The following is a 20,290-nucleotide window of genomic DNA, read 5'->3' on the forward strand; positions in this document are numbered from 1 at the left end:
GTCCTCCTGTTCCTGTCTGAATCCATTTAAAAAACGCGCTCGCGCCGCCTTTTCTTGCATAGATCAGCAGATACTGGAGGAATCGTCCGAATAGACGGCCAGACGCGGCAGCGCGCTTTCGTCCAAAACCATGCGTTTTTCCTGCACGTCCACGCTGAGGATGACCTCCTTGAGCGCAGGCAGCAGCATTTCCCCGCGCGGCGTCTGAAAGACATACACGTCGTTCGCGCCGGGCTGCATCACGTCGCGAAGCATGCCGACCGGATTCCCCTCGCGGTCGAACGCCTCGCACCCGATGAGGTCGCAGATGAAATTTTCATTCTCGCCCAAGGGGACGGCATGCGCGCGATCCACGTAGAGCACCGCTCCGCGCAGGCGCTCTGCGCCGTCGCGATCCTCCACCCCTTCAAAATTCAGGTAGGCATAGCCTTCATGTACACGATGGCAGGAAACGCTCTGGGAAACATACGCCTCCCCCTGCTTTATGTAGACCTCCTTCAGGTCAAAAAAACGGTCAGGGTCGTTCGTAAGGGGCTGTACCTTAACCTCCCCGCGTACGCCCTGCGGCTTCAAGACCTCCCCGACGGCCAGATAGTTGCTCAGCATCGTCTTCATCCCTTTCATGCCCGATGATAAAGATAAGGGGCGTCAAGCCGAACGGCTCGAGCCCCTTTTGGCTGTTCTCATAGGATTTCCACAAAGACCGGCTTTGCGTTGCGGGCTGTCGCGGCCTTTACAACCGCGCGGATTGCCTTGGCAATGCGGCCCTGCTTGCCGATGACCTTGCCCATGTCTTCGGGCGCGACGCGAAGCTCGATAATCGTAGACTCCGGCCCCGCCACCTCGCGGACATCGACCGCATCGGGGTTATCCACCAGACTGCGGGCGACGTAGCGTACCAGTTCTTCCATGTGTCAGGCCCTCTTTTCTTCAGGCGGTCGGAAATCTTACTTCGCAATCGCGCCGGTCTTCTTGAGCAGCGCACGCACGGTGTCGGTGGGCTGCGCGCCGTTCTTCATCCACTGCGCCGCCTTCTCGTTGTCGATCTTCAGGTCGACCGGATCGGAGATGGGGTTATAATAGCCGATCTCCTCGATAAAACGGCCATCGCGCGGGCAGCGCTCGTCGGCGACGACGACGCGGTAAAACGGCTTCTTCTTCATACCCATTCTCTTCAGACGAATCTTAACGGACATTTGTTTTTCCTCCTTTAATGTTAGAAAGGTAAATCTATCTGCAATCACTCGTGATGATTGAGAGCTTTAGGCCATCGGGGGCATCTTGCGCATGCGGCCTCTGCTGCCGCGGCGGCCGTTCATGGCCTGCTTCATCATCTGGCGCATGTTTTCAAACTGGCGGATGAGCTGGTTGACGTCCTGCACCGTGGTGCCGGATCCTGCGGCAATGCGCCGCCTGCGGCTCGCGTTGAGCACTTCCGGGTGCGCCCGTTCGCGCGGTGTCATGGATCGAATGATCGCCTCCGGCTTGGCCATCGCGTTGTCCGGTATGTCGATATCCTTAATCTGTCCCATGCCCGGCAGCATCGAGAGCACCTTGGAAAGCGGGCCCATCTTCTTGATCTGCTGCATCTGGCTGAGAAAGTCCTCCAGCGTGAGGTCGGCGTTTTTCACCTTGCGCGCAAGCTGTTCGGACTCTTCCTCGTCGAACGTCTCCTGCGCCTTCTCGATCAGGGAGAGCATGTCGCCCATGCCGAGGATGCGCGAGGCCATGCGTTCCGGATGGAAGGGCTCGATATCGCCGAGCTTTTCACCGGTGCCCGCAAACTTGATCGGTTTGCCCGTCACCTGACGCACCGACAGCGCCGCGCCGCCGCGGGTGTCGCCGTCCAGCTTCGTGAGGATGACGCCGGAAATCTCCAGCTTTTCGTTAAAGGACTTGGCGACGTTGACCGCGTCCTGACCGGTCATCGCATCGACCACCAGCAGGATCTCCTGCGGCTTTACGGACTTCTCGATACGCGCCAGCTCGTCCATCAGCGCTTCATCGATGTGCAGGCGGCCCGCGGTGTCCAGGATGATGACGTCGTTTCCGTAGTACTGCGCGCGCTCGATCGCTTCCCGCGCGGTCTTAACCGGATCCTGCGTGCCGTGCTCGAAGACCGGTACGTCCACTTGAGAGCCCACGACCTGGAGCTGCTTAATCGCCGCCGGGCGGTAGATGTCGCACGCCGCGAGCAGCGGCTTTTTCCCCTGCTTCTTCAGGTACGCGCCCAGCTTGCCCGCCATCGTCGTCTTGCCGGCGCCCTGCAGGCCGCAGAGCATGTAGACCGTGATCGGGGAAGAGGAGAACGTCAGCTTGGCGTTCGTGCCGCCCATCACCGCCGTCAGCTCTTCGTTCACGATCTTGATGATCTGCTGCTGAGGGCTCAGGCTTTCGAGCGTCTCCTGCCCGATACAGCGCTCCGTCGCCCGCTTGATGAAGTCTTTAACGACCAGATAGTTGACGTCGGCCTCCAGAAGCGCCATGCGCACCTCGCGCATGACCTCCTTGACGTCGGCCTCCGTTAGCTTTCCCTTGCCTTTTAGCTTTTGGAACGCATTTTGCAGCTTGTCCGTAAGCCCTTCAAATGCCATTCTGTCCCTCCTCGTCTGCGAGCAGCGCTTCGATGGTGCGTTTTGCCTGCGCAAGCGCCTCTTCGCTCCCCTGGGTTGCACAAACCGTTTCCAATATTTTTCGGCATTGCCCAAGCCCATCCGTCATTCGCCGGTAGCGCGCAAGCAATCCCAGTCGTTTTTCATAATCGTCCAGTTGGCGCTGTGCGCGGTGCACGGCGTCGTACACGCCCTGGCGGGATATATCCTCCTGCGCGGCGATTTCGGTCAGAGATAAGTCTTCATCGCAGTACATTGCCAGCAGCTCCCGCTGACGCCCGGTCAGCAACGGCCCGTAAAATTCCAGCAGCCACGCCGTTTCAATGCGTTTTTCCACGTTTCTTTCCTCGTAAAGCCAGGTCTCTTGGCACGCGGGATATTATACCGCAGTATCTGGCTGTTGTCAAGCATTTCTCCTTGTCATGCCGTTCAAGTTTCTTTTCCAGTGTAAAACGGCTCGTTTCTGCACATCTTGCCTGTTGATGGACTTTTACAATCCGGCCGGCACGCTGCCGGCGTTTCATACGGGAGGTTAATGATGAAAAAGCTCATTCTCGTCGTCTCGCCGCCGGCCTGTGGCAAGACGTACGTCTCCAAAAAGCTTGCGCAGGCGCTGCCCCATGTGGCCTATCTGGATAAGGATACGCTGATCGTCCTGTCCAGCCAGATTTTTGCTGTCGCCGGGGAGCCGTATAACCGCAGCTCGGATTTTTTTGAGAAAAACATCCGCGATTACGAGTACGAAGCCATCGTCGACCTGGCGATGGAAGCGCTGGATTATGACGACGCCGTCCTCATCAACGCGCCCTTTTCGCGCGAGATTCGCGATAGGGTCTACATCGCCGCCCTGCGCAGGCGCCTCGCTGAAAAGGGCGCGAAGCTGTACGTCGTCTGGGTGCAGACGGATGTCGAGGTCGTACACGCACGCATGATTCAGCGCGCCAGCGACCGCGACACCTGGAAGCTGGCGAATTGGGACGAATACATCCGCCGCGTCAACTTTGAAGTACCCCTGGAGCTGGACGATCCGGATGACCCCAGCGATCTCATCATCTTTGAAAACTCCACGTCTGAGCAATTCGAGCGCTCGCTGAGCCGGACGGTGCGCCTGCTTCAATAAGAACTTGTTAAGGGAACTGCGGCTTCGTTTCCGGCCATCGACTTCGCCGATGACCTTGTGCAAAATGAAAACTCCGATTGCGCGAAGGTCACGTAAAAAGTTTTTCTCCGCAGAAGCCGCGCACTGGCTCTGAAAAACGCCCTCCCGACCGGCAAAGCCGGTCGATTTGATTTCATCTAAAGAGGCGTTTCCTCTTCATGCATTTCCTCTTACACGACGATACTTTGTCAATTATATCAAACGGTACTGCGGCTCTGTTTTGCTGCTCCGTTTTTCTCACGCTTCTGCGCCTTTCACATACAGTAAAAGCAGGAGGCGTACGCCCCCGCGATACTTCCGCTTGGAGGGATGCAGAATGAACACATCCAGCTTATATGACATTCCCACAGGAAGAAGCGCGCACATTCTGCGCGTGCCGGGAGGGGACGCGATGAGCCGCCGCTTACTGGACATCGGCTTCACCCCCGGTACTTCCGTGACCTGCCTATACAAAGCGCCCGGCGGCGACCCGCGCGCTTACCTCGTGCGCGGCGCAGTGATCGCCCTCAGGAGCGAAGATGCGCGCGCCGTAGAAATCGAACCGGACGAAAGCCCGATCCTCCGGGAGGTGAGCGCATGGGCCTGACGGCTTCATCGACCGGAACCCACGCACGCGAAGAGATGCTGACGGTCCTGCGCCCGGATGAGGATACGGCCGTCGTCGCGCTTGCCGGAAATCCCAATGTCGGAAAGAGCACCGTCTTCAACGCGCTGACCGGCATGCACCAGCATACGGGAAACTGGCCCGGAAAGACGGTCGCCAGTGCCCAGGGCATCTGCCGGCACAAGGGCCGAGCGTATGCGCTGGTGGACATACCGGGCGCTTATTCCCTGACCGCCCACTCCGCCGAAGAGGAAGTCGCCCGTGACTTCCTCTGCTTCGGCGGGGCGGACGCAGCGGTCGTCGTCTGCGACGCAACCTGCCTGGAACGGAACATGAACCTGCTGCTGCAGGTGATGGAGCTCACGCCGAACGTCGTCGCCTGTATCAACCTCATGGATGAAGCCGCGAAGAAGCAGATCCACGTGGATACGGCGGCATTAGAACGTCAGCTCGGCATCCCCGTCGTCGGCACCAGCGCGCGCGGCGGCCGAGGGCTGGCAAAGCTCATGGATCGCGTGGGCGAAGTCGTCAAAGAAGCTCCGCGGGAGGTGCACCGCGCCGTCTATCCTGACGCCATTGAGGCCGAAGCTCATAAGCTCGCCGGTATGCTGGAACCTTCCCTGCAAGGCCGGGTAGATGTCCGCTGGGCGGCCCTTCGCCTGCTCGAGGGCAACGAGTCCGTGTTGTCGGCGCTGGAAGCGCACTTGGGGCCCATCCGCACGCCGGAGCTGCTCGCGGCGGCGGCAGAATCCCGCTCCACGCTTTGTCTGACCGGCCCGCAAATCGAGAGCGCGCTCATCGGAGCCGTCTATCGCGAGGCGGAGCGCGTGTGCGCATCGGCCGTACATATCGGGGACGCGCAGTACGGACGCCGTCAGCTGACGCTGGACCGCATTCTGACGGGACGCTTAACCGGCATCCCGATCATGCTCCTGCTGCTGTCGCTCGTCTTCTACCTCACGATCTCGGGCGCCAACGTTCCCTCGCAGATGCTGGCGGACGGACTTTTCTGGGTACAGGATCGCCTCACGGACGCTTTTCACGCATTGAATGCGCCCGAATGGCTGCACGGGCTGCTAGTACTCGGCGTTTACCGCGTGCTGGCATGGGTCGTCAGCGTTATGCTGCCGCCCATGGCGATCTTCTTCCCGCTCTTTACCCTGTTGGAAGACGTCGGCTTCCTGCCGCGCATCGCGTTCAACCTGGATGGCTGCTTTAAGCGCTGTCACGCCTGCGGCAAGCAAGCTCTCACCGTATGCATGGGATTTGGCTGTAACGCTGCGGGCGTCATCGGCTGCCGCATCATCGACAGCCCCCGCGAGCGGTTGATCGCGATTCTCACGAACGCGCTCGTCCCCTGCAACGGGCGATTCCCCACCCTCATTCAGCTCATCACGATGTTCTTTCTGGGCTCCGGTGCCTTCCTCGGCGGGTCTGCCGCGAGCGCCCTCATGCTCACCGCGCTGATCGTGCTCTGCCTGCTGGTGACGTTTCTGGCGTCCCGGCTGCTTTCGGCGACGGTGCTCAAGGGGGTTCCCTCCTCCTTCACGCTGGAGCTTCCGCCCTTCCGCCGCCCGCAGATCGGCCGCGTCATCGTCCGTTCGGTCTTTGACCGCACGCTCTTTGTTCTGGGCCGCGCCGCCGCGGTCGCTGCGCCTGCCGGACTGCTGATCTGGTTTCTGGCGAACGTCTCCGTCGGCGGCATGTCGCTGATGGCGCGTCTGAACGGCTTTCTCGATCCGCTGGGACGCCTCATGGGCATGGACGGCGTACTGCTGACGTCCTTTATCCTGGGGTTCCCGGCCAACGAAATCGTGCTGCCGCTGGCGATCATGGGATATCTGCAAACCGGCGTGCTGGCCGAAATGGACAGTCTGGACGCGCTGCGCCTGCTGCTCGTGCAAAATGGCTGGACCTGGGTCACCGCGCTTTGTACCATGCTCTTCTCGCTCTTCCACTGGCCCTGCTCCACGACGATTCTGACCATTCACAAGGAAACGGGCAGCGTCAAATGGACGGCTATCGCGTTTCTCCTGCCGACCGTCATCGGCATGGTGCTGTGCATGCTCGTAGCCGGCTTCGCCCGCCTCGCTGGGTTGATTTCATAAGCTGATATGGACAAAACCGTCCAAGGCCTCTTGGGGGAGCCTTGGACGGTTTTGTAATTACGTCGTCCTTTCACGCGGCCTTCTCCTCTGGGCCAGATCCAAAAAGCGCCTCTGCGAGACAAGGCCCTCCTGTTTTTCCCGCTGCGGAAAGCGTGCGTCGAAGGCCGCTGCCTTCTGCGGATCGATTTGAAATACAGGACTTTCGATAAAGCGCCCTGCGCATTCCGACAGCGCGCCCGGCGCCAATTCGCAGGCGAGCAGTGCGTCGGCATAGGTATCGTCCGCCGTGCCAATGCGATAGGTTTCCGCCGGTACAAAGCCTACCCTTTTATAAAATTCCGGATCGCCGTAGATGAGGATGGCGCGATACCCCATGTTCCGTGCGAGCGCCTGGGTGTGCTCGATCAGGCGCGTTCCGATTCCCCGTCCTTGAACCTTGGGCGAAACGGAAACCGGTCCGAAACAGAGGACTTCCTTTTTTTCTCCGCTGTCGCACGCAATAGCGGCCCTCGTGTACAGGATGCTGGCGACGATTCGCCCGTCCACCATGGCGACCACGTCCAAATCGGCAATAAAGTCTGCCGCGTTCCGCATGATGTGCACGAGATAATGCTCGTCGCAGCCGGGCGCGTAGTGATTCCAGAAGGCCGCCCGCGTCAATTCTTCCACTGCCCGGTAATCCGCCGGTTGTTCACGGCGAAATGAAATATCGTTCATCTTTTTTCCTCCGTTTTCTCAATAGTCGTATACTTTTTTGAATCGAATCATGCATCCGGCGGAGATAATCAGCGCAAGCCCTTCCGCCGCGGGAATGGAAAGCCAGATGCCATCCACCCCCAGCAGAGCGGGCAGAATCAAAACCGCCGCCACAATAAACACAAAGGTCCGCAAAAAAGAGAGGATAGCGGATACCCTGCCGTTGGACAAGGCGGTAAAAAGCCCGGAAGCGAAGATATTGAGCCCCATAAAGAGAAATCCGGTCGCGAACAGGTACATGCCGTGAATCGCGAGTTCATACACGCCGGTATCCGGCTTCGCGAATAACCGCACGACGGTTCCCGCCAGTGCGACGGATAAAACCGCTGCGACTGCGGAACAGGCCGCCGTAAACATCAGGCTCATGCGATAGATCTTTTTCAGCCGGCGCGTGTTCCGGGCGCCGTAGTTAAAGCTGATGAGCGGTGCCACGCCGGAGGTATAACCTAGAAAGACCGCGGTAAACAAAAACTGCGCATACAGCACGATCGTGATGGCCGCCACGCCGTCAGCCCCGATGTACCTCATCATCATGACGTTGAACAGGAACGTGGTCACCGCGACCGACAGATTAGAGACCATCTCCGAGGAACCGTTCGCACAGGCCTGCAACAGCGTCTTTACATGAAGGACGGGCCTGACGAAATGCAGCGACGGATTGATCCTGCCCGCGAAGTAAAACAGGCCGAGGAACGCCGGAATGGCAAAACCGATTCCCGTCGCGATGGCCGCACCCTTGATGCCCATGTCCAGGGGCACGATGAAGACATAGTCGAGCACGATATTGGCGATGCCGCCGAGGACGGTGGAGACGAGCCCCAGATTGGGTTGCCCCGCAGCCACAAAAAAATACTGAAACAGGATCTGAAGGATCGCAAACGGCGAAAACAGGCTGGTATAAAAGGCGTAGTCGTAGCAGTACGCATAAATGCTCTCATTTGCGCCGAGCGCGACGACGATCTGCTCTGTGAATACGACGCCTGTGAGGGCAATCGCCATGCCGAACGCCGCCCCGACGGCCGACAGCATGGAAAAGCTCTGCCGGGCCTCGCGCTCCTTCCCCTCGCCCATCTGCTTGGCTACGACGGCGCATCCACCGGTTGCCAGCATGATGCCCACCGCCAGTACGAGACTTATGACCGGATAGACGATGTTGACTGCGGACAGCGCGTCCGTTCCGACAAAATTAGAGACGAAGCCGCCGTCCACCATGGTGTAAAAGGAGTTAAAGACCATCATGACGATGGTCGGCAGCGTAAATTTTACGAGAAACAAGGGGGTAATCTTTCTTTCCAGCGCGTTCATTCCGAATTCCTCTCCGTTTGATCGTTTTCTTTTTGAAACCTTTTGTTGATCGAATCGAGCATGTCGCAAAGCAGCCTTACCTGATCCGGCGAATACGTCCGTTCGAGTTCATCCAGCGCGTCGTACAGCACCCGATCGTACGCCTTGTACTCCTCGCGCAGCGTCTCGTTGACCTTTAAATAATAGATTCTCCGGTCTCCGCTGCTTTGCCGCTTCTCCACCAGCCCCTGACGCTGCAGCTCCTTCACCTTTAACGTCACGGCCGATTTCGCAACCCGAAGCACCTGCGCGATGTAGCTGACCGTGCAGTTCTCCCTGTACGCGATGATGTCCAGATACAGAAGGCTGTTATAGGTGACGTGCTGATAGCTGTTGTAATTCGCCAGCCGCAGTTCGTTGATCACTCGATCCAGATACAGCCTGTTCATTTTTTGCTTCAGATCCATAACTTCTCCACTCGTTTAGCTATTATAATTTCATTTACTTAACTAATTTAACAAAAAGAGCGGAGGATGTCAAGCGCTTCTTCTCACATTTGCCAAGCGCTGCATCCTCCGCGTCAAAGCGGCGCCGGAATTCCGGCGCCGCTCATGGAGATTCTAACCTGTTTTACTTCGCCGCAGCTGCGGAGGCGCCCGCGATGCGTCCGAACACCACGGTATCCGTCAGCGCGTTACCGCCCAGGCGGTTGCTGCCGTGGATGCCGCCCGTGACCTCGCCCGCCGCGTACAGGCCGGGGATCACGTTGCCGTTCTCATCGATGACCTGCGCGTCTGTGTTGATGCGCACGCCGCCCATCGTGTGGTGCACGGTGGGAACGCGGGCCGCCGCGTAGAACGGGCCGTCGTCGATCGGGGTCTCGTAGAGCGTGCGGCCGAAAGCATCCGGTTCGCCGCTCGCCACGTGCGCGTTGAAGTCCTCTACCGCCGCGACCAGGTTCTCGGCGGGCACGCCGATCTGCGCGGCCAGTTCCTCCAGCGTCTCGCCCTTATAGGCGCGGCCCGCGGCGATCAGCTCGTTGACCGATTCATTGAAGTTGTTCTTCTCGTCGCCCGTCGGATACTTGTCGGAATCCATGATGATCCACATCCAGTTGTCCGTCTGCTCAAAAAGCGCGGCGGTCATCTCGTCGCGGCGTCCGCCCTCGTTGACGAAGCGGTTGCCCTCCTTGTTGACGAAGATGCGGGTCTCCACGTTCATCTCGATATTGCCGGACAGGCTGCCCGTCTGTGGGTCGCCGAGCGGCAGAAGCTGGATGTTGCCCATCTGTACGAAGTCTGCGCCGAGCTTCATCAGCATCTTGATGGCGTCGCCGGTCGCTCCCTCGTGGTTGGTGGACTTGACGCTCTCGCCCAGATCCTTCCACTGGATGTTGTAGGCCTGGCGCAGCTCGACGTTCTTTGAGAAGCCGCCGGTCGCGACGATGACGCCGTTCTTCGCCTTTACGGTGACCTTGTTGCCGGTTTCGCCCGTGGCAATGACGCCGTTCACGCGGCCGTCCTCGCCCACGGTGATTTCTTCCGCCCGGGTATTCAGCATGACGTCCACGCCGTCATGGCTGTCGATGTACTTCATGTAGGTATCGAAAAAGCCGGTACCCACGGGCATCACGGGCTTATGCGCGCGCGGCCACATGCCGCCGGTGACGGTGAACGTGGAACCCTCGATGAATTCCATCCCAAGGCCCTTGAGCCATTCCACGCCGTCCCAGGCATTGGCGACCAACGTATGCACGAGCTCCGGATCGCCCTGATAGTCGCCGCCGGAGAGCGTCTGCTCATAGTGCCACTCGACGGAGTCGTTGTTGGCGATCGCCGTCTCGCTGCGGTCGTCCACCGCGTTCAGCGCGCCGCCCGCGAGGATCGTGTTGCCGCCGACCTTCGGCATCTTCTCCAGCACGATGACGGTCTTGCCCGCCTCGTTCGCGGTGACCGCGGCCGCAAGACCTGCGCCACCCGCGCCGATGATCACGACGTCCGCCTCGAGCTCCACGTCCGCGGCCTGCTCGACGACCACTTCCTTCTTGACCATCAGCGCGTCGATGTCGGCGCCCGCGGCCGTCAGCGCGGCGGTCGCAGCCTCCAGGATTGCGTTGGAGGTCATGGTGGCGCCCGCCACCGCGTCTACCGCCAGGCTCTGCTGGGCCACGATCTCGGACGGAATGCCGCTGACCGCTGCATCGCAGATGCCGGGGGTGTCGTTATGGGAGACGACCTGCACGTCCGCAATCGTTCCATCCTCGCCGACCGTCACGGCCACCTTCAGCTCGCCGCCGATCTGGCTGACGCCGGTGCCCTCATAGGTGCCTTCCTTGGCTTCCGCGATCGCGACAGCGCCAAACATCGTCAGCAACATCGCAAGCGCAATCAGCACGCTCAGGAATTTCTTCATGTTCTTCCTCCTTCTTGACAACGGATTGTCAATGATGATGACCCTATTCTAGCACCTATAGCAGCTATTGTTTCAAGCCCTATTTTCCATTTTTTTTAGTTAAAGGGAACCCATAGCTCCACATAGGTTTCCCGGATGCCATGGCTGCAGTCCACCACCACGATGTAGCCCCAGGCCGTACCTGTTCGCTTGAAGCCGTGTTCCTTCATATAGGAGAGGACGCCTTCGAATGCCTGTGCGGGCTGCCTGTACAGGTCGTCGCAGCGGACGATCGTGTGCAGGGCGATCTGCTCCGGCAACTCGCGCACGACCGGCGGCTCGGCTCCGATACCGAGACCTGCCGCCCGCTCCTTCATGAGGACGTAGCCAAAGCACGCGCGTTCCCCGGCCTCGTCCAGCGTCACCGCCAGCCGTGTCGCCGGCATGTTCTCCAGCCATTCTTGCGTGCGCTCCTGCTCGCGCTTGTCGTGCGTCATCAGCCCATCCGGCTCGTGCTGCAGCAGCAATACCTCCGGTGAAGAGCGCACGTTAAAGCGCCCGAGCTGACCCGAGATGCTGCGGACCGCCTGTTCAAACTCGCCGATGTCCTCGCAAAGCGCACGGTAGTGCGCGGCCATGCGCGCCGCGTCTTCGCGCCTATGGGCGAGTCGGTCGGCGATGTCCTCTATCGGGTCGCCCGCGCGCGAAAACTGACGGGCGATCTGCTTGAGCGGAACGCCCATAGAACGGTATTTTTTATAGGACATCAGCCGGATGATGTCCTCCGTGGAGTAGTAACGCCGCCCGTTCTCTTCCTTGGGTGTCTCGATGACGCTTTCGCGCTCAAAGTAGTGCAGAGCGCCCGGCGTGAGCCCGAGGATGCGCGAGACGTCCCCGATGTAATAGCGCATGTTATCACCAACCTATAGCAACTATGGGATTTTATTCACAAACTTCGCCGTACTTCGACCAAATCCTTCTTTTTATACGGCGAATGCGGCGAGGCCATTTCGCCCCGCCGCAATGTGTTCGCCTATTTCTTGAATTGCACGTCCGCCGTACCGTCCGGACAGACGAGGATCAGGCGGTTGGGCGATTCGATACCGCCGTGAACCATCGTCTCCGTCTGTTCTTTGGCGTCGACATTCAGATACCAGCTCGCGGGGTCGCCGCCGAGCACGGCACGGACGCTGCTGTCGTAGACGTACCAGTTGTGCTCACCCGCGCCCAGCTCCTCCGCATATACGCCTTCCAGCTCCTTTTCCTTGTCCCCATAAACGTACAGCGTGCTGAAGGCGACGTCACACCGATCCAAGCCGATGAAGCATTGGGTCAGGTTGCCGACCAACCGGTCCGTCTTCACCTCGTGGAGCCAAACCTGTGCCTTCCGGTTCATAATATCGATGTTCTGCGCTTCGATTTGATCCATCTCGATGGCTCCGTACGTCCGAATACGCACGTCCTCCAGCGCTTCCGGCACGGTGATGCAGACCTCCGGGGATTTTACGCGCCAGCCTGCAAGGTTGATCTGCATTTTCCCCTTCCCCGGCGCCTGCCGAATGCGCAGCGTCCCTTCGTCCTGCGTGATGTCGAAGACCGTGTCCAAGGTTTCGGATACCGAAAGCTTCCATTCCGTACCCTGCGCGACCTGTACGACGGCAATTTGATCCGGCGATCCTTCCAGCATGATTTCCAGAGAGCGGAAGGGCTCGACCGGGATATCCCGAACCATATCCCCTATGACATGTACGCCGTCTCCGTCGATCGTAAGCGTGCGCTCAGCGCCGAACTTCATCCCCGTGACCAGCAGCGCCACGCCCAGCAAAAACGCGGCCAGACAGGCCCACAAAGCCTTCTTTTTCATCTTCTCGCCCACCTTTCCATGACCTTGCGCCTCATCGCCTTAAGTCCCCGCCCAATCCGCTCGAACGCATGCAGACAGGCGTGCCACGGGCGGGAGATGAGGGGCAGATACGCCAGCATGCCCGCCGTACCGCCCGCCGCCAGCACCAACCCCACGCCGATAAAAAACGCTGCAGTCGGGATGTGCTGCGCGAAAACCGCCGCGCCGCAGATCACGCAGAGCACCCCGCCGAGCATCAGCACCGCCAAAAGCAGCACGCCGCATCCCAGCGCAAGCATAAACGTGAACACCGCGCAAAGCGCAACCATGGCGGCGGCCACCACGAGCAGGATGCCCGCCGCCAGCAGGCTCAGCCACAGCGGAGAACCGAGAATTGTCAGCGTCCACAGCGCGACGCGCCGTCCTGACGATTCCTCCCTGGGAACGCCCGCTTCCCGCAAAATCCGAGCTGCCAGCTCTCGCGGCGAACCAAGCCGCTCCGCCACCTCCTGCCAATCTTCCGCGCTCGCATCCTCGATGTACTCCGTCCAATATTCCATTGCGCTCAGGCGTTCCCGCCGCCCGAGCGGCTGCAGACGTACCTCCAGCTCGTTCAGGTACTGATCCTTATTCAACATCCTCGCTCCCCTCCAACAATGCATCGATGTGCTCCTTAAAACGCTCCCATTCGGCTCTCGCCTGCAAAAGTCTCTCCCTTCCCTGGGGGGTTATCGCATAGTAACGGCGATTGCGGCCCTGATAGGGCCGATCGTACGTGGAAAGACACCCTTCCTTTTGCAGCCTCCGGAGAACTGGATACAGCGTAGATTCGGAAATTTCCGCGACGCTTTGCACATTCTGTGTCAGCGCGTAGCCGTACAGGTCCTGATGCTTAAGCATCGCCAGCACACAGGCATCCAGCAGACCGGCGCTCAACGGAATCGCCATCGGATCCCTCCAATCTTTTTTCTTTTCAATATTATAATCCGTATAATATAGTCTTGTCAACTATATTATCTGATTTTCTTCAGAACCTCCATTCAAGAAAAAAGAACGCAAAAAACGCCGCAAAGGCATGAAGTGACCCCCAAAAGTTAGACAAATAGTTTAATTAAGCAGCCGCAAGGGCTTGCTGTCTGTGCATCGCAGGTGGCAAGCCCATTGTCTTTGCCTTGCGACGACGGTTGTTGTAGTAATCAAGATAGTCAGTCAGTTCATTCTTAAAATGTTCCATGGAATGAAACGTCTGCAAATACAGCAGCTCACTCTTGAGCAGGCCAAAGAAGCTTTCAATCACCGCGTTGTCCAAACAGTTGCCTTTGCGACTCATGCTCTGATAAATTCCTTTTTCTTTGAGCATTCTTTGGTACTGCTTGTGCTGATACTGCCAGCCTTGGTCGGAATGTAGGATAAGATTTGTTCCATCCGGAATTTTTGCAAAGGCATTGTTCAGCATAGTTGTCACCATAGACAGCGCTGGCCTGTCCGAAATGGTGTAGCTGACGATATCCCGGCTGCACAGGTCGAGGATTGGCGACAGGTAGAGTTTTTGCCCCAAGAGACTGAACTCTGTGACATCGGTCACCCACTTTTGATTCGGCTTCTCTGCTTCAAATTTGCGCTCCAGCAGATTTGGAGCGATTTTGCCAATTTCTCCTTTGTAGGAATGATATTTTTTCATCCGGACGCGGCAAACGAGTTTCAGGTCACGCATCAGTCGCTGTACCGTCTTGTGGTTGAGGACAAAACCTTTGTCACGCAATTCGTCTGTGATACGGCGGTAGCCGTAGCGACCTCTGTGCTCATGATAGATGGCCGATATCAACTCTTTTTCCAATTCGTATTTGTCTGGCGCGGCCTGTCGCTTTATGTGGTAATAGTAAGTGGCACGCGGGAGTTGAGCGATGGAAAGGAGCAGATCCAGCCGAAAATCTTGCCTCAGTTTTTGAATCACCAGTGTTTTTTGTGCTGGCGTCGCTCGTCTTCCAAAACCAAGGCTTGCAAGTTTTTTAGGTACGCATTCTCCGCTCGTAGCCGCTGCACTTCTGCAAGCAAGTCTTCTTCTGTTTTTTCAGGTAGCCTTGGTGGGCGTCCCTTACTCCCGCGTCCACGACGCTCCACGCAAAAGCCTTCCGGACCTTCTGTTAGGTAAATACGCTCCCACGCCGCGACCCGCTTGTCGTCTCCAACCTCGAATTGTCGCGCTGCTTCCTTGTAACTCAACCTTTCCTGTTGCATTGTTTCTACCACTATCGTCTTAAACTCTGGCGTGTATCGCTTGTTTGGTTTCCCTTTGGGCATAAAAAGCACCCCCAACGTTTTCAGTATACCATACTGTCTAACATTGGGGGTGCAGTTCAGCATTGCCTTTGCAGCGTTCTTCTCTTGCGTCCGATGCTTATTTCGCGTTCGCGGCAGCCTTCTGCAGCGCCTTGAGGTTATCGCCGATGCTGACGGTGCAGCTCGTCTTCAGATCCACGTCGTCCGGCACGCAATCGTGGTGGCCGTCGCCCTTGTCGTAAGTCGGCATGCCCAGCACTTCCTCTACGGTCTTGCCCACACACCAGGCCTCCAGGGCGTCCATCTGCTCATACCATTCCTTGCCGATCGCGGAGGCAGGCTTCATGCCGTAACCCTCCTTCAGTTCGCGCTTGGAGGGGATTTCCGCCGTCACGTCGGTCTTGATCTCGCCCTTTTCGTCGAAGGCAACCGCCGTCTGCGCCACGTCGAAGGTGATGGAAACGATCTTTCCTTCGTCATCGAGCGTCACCGCGCAAATCGTGGAGTTCACGCTGGCCTTGCCGTCCTTGCCCTCTGCGGCGGATGCCGAAGAAGCGGCCTCCGTCACGATGCCCAAGCCCGTCTTGTCCGCCATCGCGCCGGACATGCATCCGATTACCATCGCTGCCGCCAGCAGTGCCGTCATCATCTTTTTCATAGTTTTCCTCTTCCTTTCAGATCGCTTTGAGGTGCTTATCGTTCATTGCCCCCAAACCGCGGCTTTGGGAAGCAAAGAATCACTATTCGGCAATGCGCTCGTAAGCGTTTCGGCTGATGCCGTCCCACAGAGCGGAGATCAATTTCGGCGTGCGGAGCGTCGCGGCGGTCGTCGCGTCCGTGTCGTCCGCGATCTCTCCCGGTTGATAAAGGTCGTTGACGCAGGCAATTTCCTTGCCCTCGAGATATCCGAGTACCTGCCGAAACTGGGACGCGACCGCCTGCGCGCGCGCATCCGCATCCGGCGAGAGATAATTGACATGCTTATACTGCAGCGCGCGATAGGATAACGAAACAAATCGTCCGTCGCGTACCTCAAACTCCACGTTGACCTCTTCCACCCCGTCCTCCATATAGGAGCCGCGGTAGATGCCGTCCTGGCAGGGCGGCGCCTCCGGAAGCTTCGTTTCTCCAACGATCTTGTAGGGCCTGCGCTTGATGCCGTCCCACAGGGCGGAGATCAGCTTGGAGGACTTGAAGGTTGCCGACGTGACCGCGTCCACGTCCTCCACGAAGCCATAGGGGCTGTACAGGTCGTCGATCGCCTCGACCCCTTTGCCGATCAGATAATCGGCCAGTTCCATGTACTGCTTACGAATCGCCTTTTGCGCGTCGCTCGCGTCCTCGGAGAGGTAGTCGCCGTCCTTATACTTGATACCTCTGTACACGATGGAGTCAAAGAGACCGTCCTTGAGCTCGAATTGAATCGCGATCTGTTCGATACCGCCGTCGTAGTAAAAACCTCGGTAAATCCCGTCGCAGATTTCCTCCTCGGACAGCACGGCGGCGCCCGGCGTCAGTGCGAGAATCCAGGCCAGCACGATTCCGATGCAGCGTTTCATTCCTTCATCCTCCCGACCGCTTGTTCAGTCTATCTCTGTTTTATGTCAAAATGATGGCATTTGGGAAAAAAAGTGATCCGTAAGTGAATTTCTTGACAAAGCATTCCAGTCCCTCTACAATAAGACCGTCATCAATACAGGCAGGAGGCGCATCGCATGAACCCTATCCTCGTGGTAGACGACAACGAACAGATTTGTTCGATTCTCGCGCAGTATATCCGCAGGGACGGCATGGAAGCGATTCTCGCCAAGTCGGGCGAGGAAGCGCTCGCCCTCTTTGCCGGAGCTTCGCCCTGCCTGATTCTGCTGGATATCATGCTGCCGGGCATCGATGGGCTGGAAGTCTGCCGCCGCATCCGCCGGACGTCGAATGTGCCGATCCTGATGATTACCGCGCGTGACGAGGATGCCGAACGCATCTTGGGGCTTGACATTGGAGCGGACGATTACATCGTCAAGCCCTTTTCCCCTGGCGAGGTCATGGCGCGCGTCCGCGCGGTGCTGCGGCGCATCACACCGGAAAAAGGAAATGAAACGCTGGTCATCGGGGGCCTCGTCCTGAACCTGCCTTCGCTCAGCGCCACGCTGAACGGCGTGCCGCTGAACCTGACGCGCCGCGAGCTAGAGCTGCTGTGGACGCTCGCCAGTTCTCCCGGCCGCGTCTTCACCCGCGAAAACCTGCTCAACCTCGTGTGGGGGTATGAGTACGCGGGCAATTACCGCGCGGTGGATTCGCACATCAAGCGCCTGCGCGCCAAGCTCGACGCCTGTCCCCACGATTTCTTCGCCATCCGCGCGGTCTGGGGCGCGGGCTACAAATTTGAAAGGCTCCTGCCGTGAAAAGGATGCGGACGCCGCGCCGCAGCATCACCGCCCGGCTCATGTGCCTGATCGCCCTGCTCCTCGCCGTCTTCACGCTGCTCGTGGGGCTCTTGTACAACGCACTTTTAAAGCGCCAGCTCCTCACGCACTACAGCAAGACGATGCAGCGCGACGCCTACGCGATCTCCCAAAGCCTTTCGGAATTGATCGCCCCTTCGGACTACGCCTCGCTGGACGAGAACCCCTTCATCGTGCGCGAGGACATGCTCTGCGCCTACCTAGCGCTGCTCGAGCACATCACGCGCTGCAATATCTACCTGGTCAACGACCACCACGACGTGACCGCCAATTTCGACGGCGTCATCAAAACGCTGCGCCGCCCGCTGCTGGCCGGTTATCTGGAACAGACCATCGCTCTGGGCTTCATGGGCAAGACGCCTTTTCTGCAGACCCGGCGCGACGGCGAGGTGCACGTCTCTACCGCTATGCCCGTCATGAACGCCAAGGGACGCGTGCTGGGCGTCGTCGTCCTCGAATCCAACCTGCTCGATCTGGGCTTTGCGCAAGTGCCGAGCTATACCATCCTCATCATCAGCTGCCTCATCGCCTTTCTGGTCGCCTCCCTGCTCGCCTTTCTTCTCTCCCATGCCTTCACCCATCCCATCTCCGCCCTTGAACAGGTCGCGCTGCGGCTCGCTAAGGGAGAGTACGAGACGCGCACCACCTTTCATCAGGACGACGAGATCGGTAACCTGGCGAGATCGATGGACGTGCTCGCGCAGCGGCTTGAAGAGGCGCGCAGCATGGACGAACGTCTGCACCGGCAGCAGCAGGTCTTTTTTTCCAACATCTCGCATGAATTGAAGACCCCGGTCACAGTAATCCGCGGCTCGCTGGAGGCGCTGTGCGACGGCGTCCTGACCGAGCCCGCAGACGTGCAGGCCTACTATCGCCAGATGCTCACGGAAAGCCGCTGGCTCCAGCGGCTGATTCAGGATCTGCTCGAGCTCTCGCGCCTGCAAAGCCCGGATTACGCGCTCGAAATTGCGCCCGTAGACCTCAGCGAGCTGCTCAGCGACGTCGCGATGAGCGCCACCACGCTGTGCAGCGCCAAAGGGCTGCGCTTTTCCTGTCAGGAACCCGAGCGAACCTATACGATGTCGGGCGATTACAGCCGGCTTCGCCAGATGTTGATGGCGGTCATCGACAACGCGGTCAAGTTTACGCCGCCGGGCAGGTGTATCGAACTTTCGCTGCTCGCCGATGAGCCCATCCTGATCGTAAAGGACGACGGAGTGGGCATCGACCCCGGCGATCTAGGGCAGATCTTCGACAGATTCCATCACCAGCAAGGCCGCAGCGGTGAAAGCACAGGCCTGGGCCTCGCGATCGTACGCGAAATTGCCCGCCGGCACGGCATCGAAATTGAAGTGGAAAGCGAGCTGGGCGGGGGAACGTCCTTCCGTTTCCATTTTCCTGCCGCGTAAGGAAGGACTAAGCAAGCAAAGGCTGCCGGATCGAAAACGCATGCGTTTTCGCTACCGGTGGCCTTTGTCTTTTGTTTACGGTTTCAATGCCACCTTAATGACGTTGTCTCGTCTCTGTTCAAAGAGGTCATAAGCCTCCATCGCCCGATCCAGGCTCAAGGTATGGGTAATCAGCGGCCGCATGTCGATCTTTCCCGCAGCGATGAGCCGCAGAATTTCTCCGCAGTCGCAGGCATCCACACCCCCGGTCTTGAAGGTCAGGTTCTTGCCGTACATCTGCGGAAGGGGCAGCGCCTGCGGGGATTCGTACAGCGCGACGATGCAGACCGTCGCATTCGGACGGGCGACCTGCCAGGCGGTCTGCAGCGTATCCCTGCCGCCTGCAGCCTCTATCACGACGTCCGCGCCGCGTCCTTCCGTCATTTCCCGCAAAGCAGCCGCTACGTCCGTTTGCGCTGCATTCAGGGCGATGTCCGCAAAGCCCTCCCTTTGTGCCAGCGCGAGCCGATCCTCGCGCAAGTCCACCGCGACGACGTGCGCGGGATGATACAGCTTTGCACAAGCCATGGCACACAGCCCTGTCGGCCCGGCCCCCAGCACGGCCACCGTATCGCCTGCGCCGATTCCGCCGATCTTCGCAGCCCAGTAGCCCGTGGCGAGGATATCGCCGGTGAAGAGCGCCGCTTCATCGCTTACGCCCTCCGGGATGCGATCAAGCCCGCAATCCGCAAAAGGCACGCGCACGTATTCCGCCTGTCCGCCGTCGATTCGGCCGCCGAGTTCCCATCCGCCGCATACGCAGTTGTTCACAAAGCCGCGTTTGCAGTAAAAGCATTCGCCGCAGAACGTCTCCACGTTGACCGTGACGCGATCGCCTGCCCGGAAGCCCGCGACGGCTTCCCCCGTCTCGGTCACCACGCCGACCATCTCATGGCCTACGACGACGCCGGGCTCGGCGCGCGGCACGCTGCCATGCTTGATGTGCAGGTCGCTGGAGCAGATCGAGCACAGCGTCACCCGCACGATGGCGTCCCGGGGATCGAGGATGCGCGGCATCGGGCGCTCTTCCAGCTCGAATACGCCCTTTTGCTTGTAGACGACAGCCTTCATCGATTCTCCCCCTCCCTGATACGGCAAAACCCCGCGCCCACTCAAGGACGCGGGGTTGCCGCCTGATTGGAGAAAGCTTACGCCTTCTTCTCGTTTTCAGCTTCCACAGCGATGACCTGCTTGCCATCGTAGTAGCCGCAGTGCTTGCACACGCGGTGGCTGAGCTTCATCTGCTGGCAGCGCGGGCACTTGACGATGCCGGGCGCGGACAGCTTCCAGTTAGCACGGCGCATACGGCCGCGAGACTTAGAAATTTTCCCCTTCGGAGTAGCCAT

At 59.0% G+C, this 20,290-nt stretch carries 24 protein-coding genes; 5 read left to right on the forward strand and 19 right to left on the reverse strand.

The window, feature by feature from the left end; genetic code table 11:
• Positions 1 to 63: 63 nt before the first annotated feature.
• From rimM to ylxM, 5 genes are all read right to left on the reverse strand, one after another.
• Complete coding sequence (rimM, locus tag C1725_RS12545; protein WP_346026639.1) at positions 64 to 615, reverse strand: ribosome maturation factor RimM; 552 nt, start codon at positions 613 to 615, stop codon at positions 64 to 66.
• Positions 616 to 683: 68 nt separating this feature from the next.
• On the reverse strand, positions 684 to 911 hold the full coding sequence (locus tag C1725_RS12550; RefSeq protein WP_102411934.1) for a KH domain-containing protein: 228 nt from the start codon (positions 909 to 911) through the stop codon (positions 684 to 686).
• Positions 912 to 947: 36 nt separating this feature from the next.
• Positions 948 to 1,196 (reverse strand): 30S ribosomal protein S16, encoded by a 249-nt coding sequence (gene rpsP / locus C1725_RS12555; RefSeq protein ID WP_102411935.1) that lies wholly within the window; start codon positions 1,194 to 1,196, stop codon positions 948 to 950.
• A gap of 66 nt (positions 1,197 to 1,262) precedes the next feature.
• Positions 1,263 to 2,594, reverse strand: a complete 1,332-nt coding sequence (gene ffh / locus C1725_RS12560) for a signal recognition particle protein (RefSeq protein WP_102411936.1) — start codon at positions 2,592 to 2,594, stop codon at positions 1,263 to 1,265.
• Positions 2,584 to 2,949 carry a YlxM family DNA-binding protein gene (ylxM, locus tag C1725_RS12565; protein ID WP_102411937.1) on the reverse strand — a complete coding sequence of 122 codons (366 nt, stop codon included), beginning with the start codon at positions 2,947 to 2,949 and terminating at the stop codon, positions 2,584 to 2,586. The genes ffh and ylxM overlap by 11 nt, the downstream gene beginning before the upstream one ends.
• A 201-nt stretch (positions 2,950 to 3,150) precedes the next feature.
• On the opposite strand from ylxM, the gene C1725_RS12570 reads away from it, so the two are divergent.
• The 3 genes from C1725_RS12570 to feoB all read left to right on the forward strand — a co-directional run bounded on the left by C1725_RS12570 (position 3,151) and on the right by feoB (position 6,483).
• The gene (locus tag C1725_RS12570; RefSeq protein ID WP_102411938.1) at positions 3,151 to 3,732 is read left to right on the forward strand and encodes an AAA family ATPase; all 582 of its coding nucleotides are present in this window, start codon (positions 3,151 to 3,153) and stop codon (positions 3,730 to 3,732) included.
• Positions 3,733 to 4,087: 355 nt separating this feature from the next.
• Entirely contained in the window at positions 4,088 to 4,357 is a 270-nt protein-coding gene (locus C1725_RS12575) for a FeoA domain-containing protein (protein ID WP_102411939.1), read from the forward strand.
• Positions 4,348 to 6,483: a ferrous iron transport protein B gene (feoB, locus tag C1725_RS12580; protein WP_102411940.1), complete on the forward strand. Its 2,136-nt coding sequence runs from the start codon at positions 4,348 to 4,350 to the stop codon at positions 6,481 to 6,483. Before C1725_RS12575 ends, feoB begins: the two co-directional genes overlap by 10 nt.
• A gap of 57 nt (positions 6,484 to 6,540) precedes the next feature.
• On the opposite strand, the gene C1725_RS12585 is transcribed toward feoB, so the two are convergent.
• From C1725_RS12585 to C1725_RS12640, 12 genes are all read right to left on the reverse strand, one after another.
• Positions 6,541 to 7,200 carry a GNAT family N-acetyltransferase gene (locus tag C1725_RS12585; protein ID WP_102411941.1) on the reverse strand — a complete coding sequence of 220 codons (660 nt, stop codon included), beginning with the start codon at positions 7,198 to 7,200 and terminating at the stop codon, positions 6,541 to 6,543.
• 18 nt (positions 7,201 to 7,218) lie between these two features.
• Positions 7,219 to 8,544 (reverse strand): MATE family efflux transporter, encoded by a 1,326-nt coding sequence (locus C1725_RS12590; RefSeq protein ID WP_102411942.1) that lies wholly within the window; start codon positions 8,542 to 8,544, stop codon positions 7,219 to 7,221.
• The gene (locus C1725_RS12595; protein WP_102411943.1) at positions 8,541 to 8,990 is read right to left on the reverse strand and encodes a MarR family transcriptional regulator; all 450 of its coding nucleotides are present in this window, start codon (positions 8,988 to 8,990) and stop codon (positions 8,541 to 8,543) included. The genes C1725_RS12590 and C1725_RS12595 overlap by 4 nt, the downstream gene beginning before the upstream one ends.
• Positions 8,991 to 9,153: 163 nt before the next feature.
• On the reverse strand, positions 9,154 to 10,935 hold the full coding sequence (locus tag C1725_RS12600) for a flavocytochrome c (protein WP_102411944.1): 1,782 nt from the start codon (positions 10,933 to 10,935) through the stop codon (positions 9,154 to 9,156).
• Positions 10,936 to 11,030: 95 nt separating this feature from the next.
• Positions 11,031 to 11,825 (reverse strand): MerR family transcriptional regulator, encoded by a 795-nt coding sequence (locus C1725_RS12605; protein WP_102411945.1) that lies wholly within the window; start codon positions 11,823 to 11,825, stop codon positions 11,031 to 11,033.
• 122 nt (positions 11,826 to 11,947) lie between these two features.
• Positions 11,948 to 12,778, reverse strand: coding sequence for a hypothetical protein (locus C1725_RS12610; RefSeq protein ID WP_102411946.1), 831 nt, complete (start codon positions 12,776 to 12,778; stop codon positions 11,948 to 11,950).
• Entirely contained in the window at positions 12,775 to 13,395 is a 621-nt protein-coding gene (locus C1725_RS12615; RefSeq protein WP_346026640.1) for a DUF1700 domain-containing protein, read from the reverse strand. Before C1725_RS12615 ends, C1725_RS12610 begins: the two co-directional genes overlap by 4 nt.
• Positions 13,385 to 13,705 (reverse strand): helix-turn-helix transcriptional regulator, encoded by a 321-nt coding sequence (locus C1725_RS12620; protein ID WP_102411948.1) that lies wholly within the window; start codon positions 13,703 to 13,705, stop codon positions 13,385 to 13,387. The genes C1725_RS12615 and C1725_RS12620 overlap by 11 nt, the downstream gene beginning before the upstream one ends.
• Positions 13,706 to 13,868: 163 nt before the next feature.
• Positions 13,869 to 14,711 carry an IS3 family transposase gene (locus C1725_RS12625; protein ID WP_102411949.1) on the reverse strand — a complete coding sequence of 281 codons (843 nt, stop codon included), beginning with the start codon at positions 14,709 to 14,711 and terminating at the stop codon, positions 13,869 to 13,871.
• The gene (locus C1725_RS12630) at positions 14,708 to 15,058 is read right to left on the reverse strand and encodes a helix-turn-helix domain-containing protein (protein WP_102410379.1); all 351 of its coding nucleotides are present in this window, start codon (positions 15,056 to 15,058) and stop codon (positions 14,708 to 14,710) included. Before C1725_RS12630 ends, C1725_RS12625 begins: the two co-directional genes overlap by 4 nt.
• A gap of 97 nt (positions 15,059 to 15,155) precedes the next feature.
• Positions 15,156 to 15,695 (reverse strand): hypothetical protein, encoded by a 540-nt coding sequence (locus C1725_RS12635; RefSeq protein WP_102411950.1) that lies wholly within the window; start codon positions 15,693 to 15,695, stop codon positions 15,156 to 15,158.
• An 82-nt stretch (positions 15,696 to 15,777) separates the two neighbouring features.
• A complete protein-coding gene (locus tag C1725_RS12640; protein WP_102411951.1) occupies positions 15,778 to 16,596 on the reverse strand; it encodes a hypothetical protein in 819 nt (272 codons plus the stop codon).
• A gap of 156 nt (positions 16,597 to 16,752) precedes the next feature.
• Here C1725_RS12640 and C1725_RS12645 point away from each other — a divergent pair, with 156 nt between their 5' ends.
• A complete protein-coding gene (locus C1725_RS12645; RefSeq protein WP_102411952.1) occupies positions 16,753 to 17,436 on the forward strand; it encodes a response regulator in 684 nt (227 codons plus the stop codon).
• A gap of 5 nt (positions 17,437 to 17,441) precedes the next feature.
• Entirely contained in the window at positions 17,442 to 18,905 is a 1,464-nt protein-coding gene (locus tag C1725_RS12650; protein ID WP_346026891.1) for an ATP-binding protein, read from the forward strand.
• A 75-nt stretch (positions 18,906 to 18,980) separates the two neighbouring features.
• Here C1725_RS12650 and C1725_RS12655 read toward each other — a convergent pair whose 3' ends face one another.
• Both C1725_RS12655 and rpmF read right to left on the reverse strand, forming a co-directional pair.
• Positions 18,981 to 20,015 (reverse strand): alcohol dehydrogenase catalytic domain-containing protein, encoded by a 1,035-nt coding sequence (locus tag C1725_RS12655; protein WP_102411954.1) that lies wholly within the window; start codon positions 20,013 to 20,015, stop codon positions 18,981 to 18,983.
• Positions 20,016 to 20,092: 77 nt separating this feature from the next.
• The gene (gene rpmF / locus C1725_RS12660) at positions 20,093 to 20,290 is read right to left on the reverse strand and encodes a 50S ribosomal protein L32 (protein ID WP_102411955.1); all 198 of its coding nucleotides are present in this window, start codon (positions 20,288 to 20,290) and stop codon (positions 20,093 to 20,095) included.

The sequence above is a fragment of the Beduinella massiliensis genome (assembly GCF_900199405.1).
Lineage (GTDB): Bacteria > Bacillota > Clostridia > Christensenellales > Aristaeellaceae > Beduinella > Beduinella massiliensis.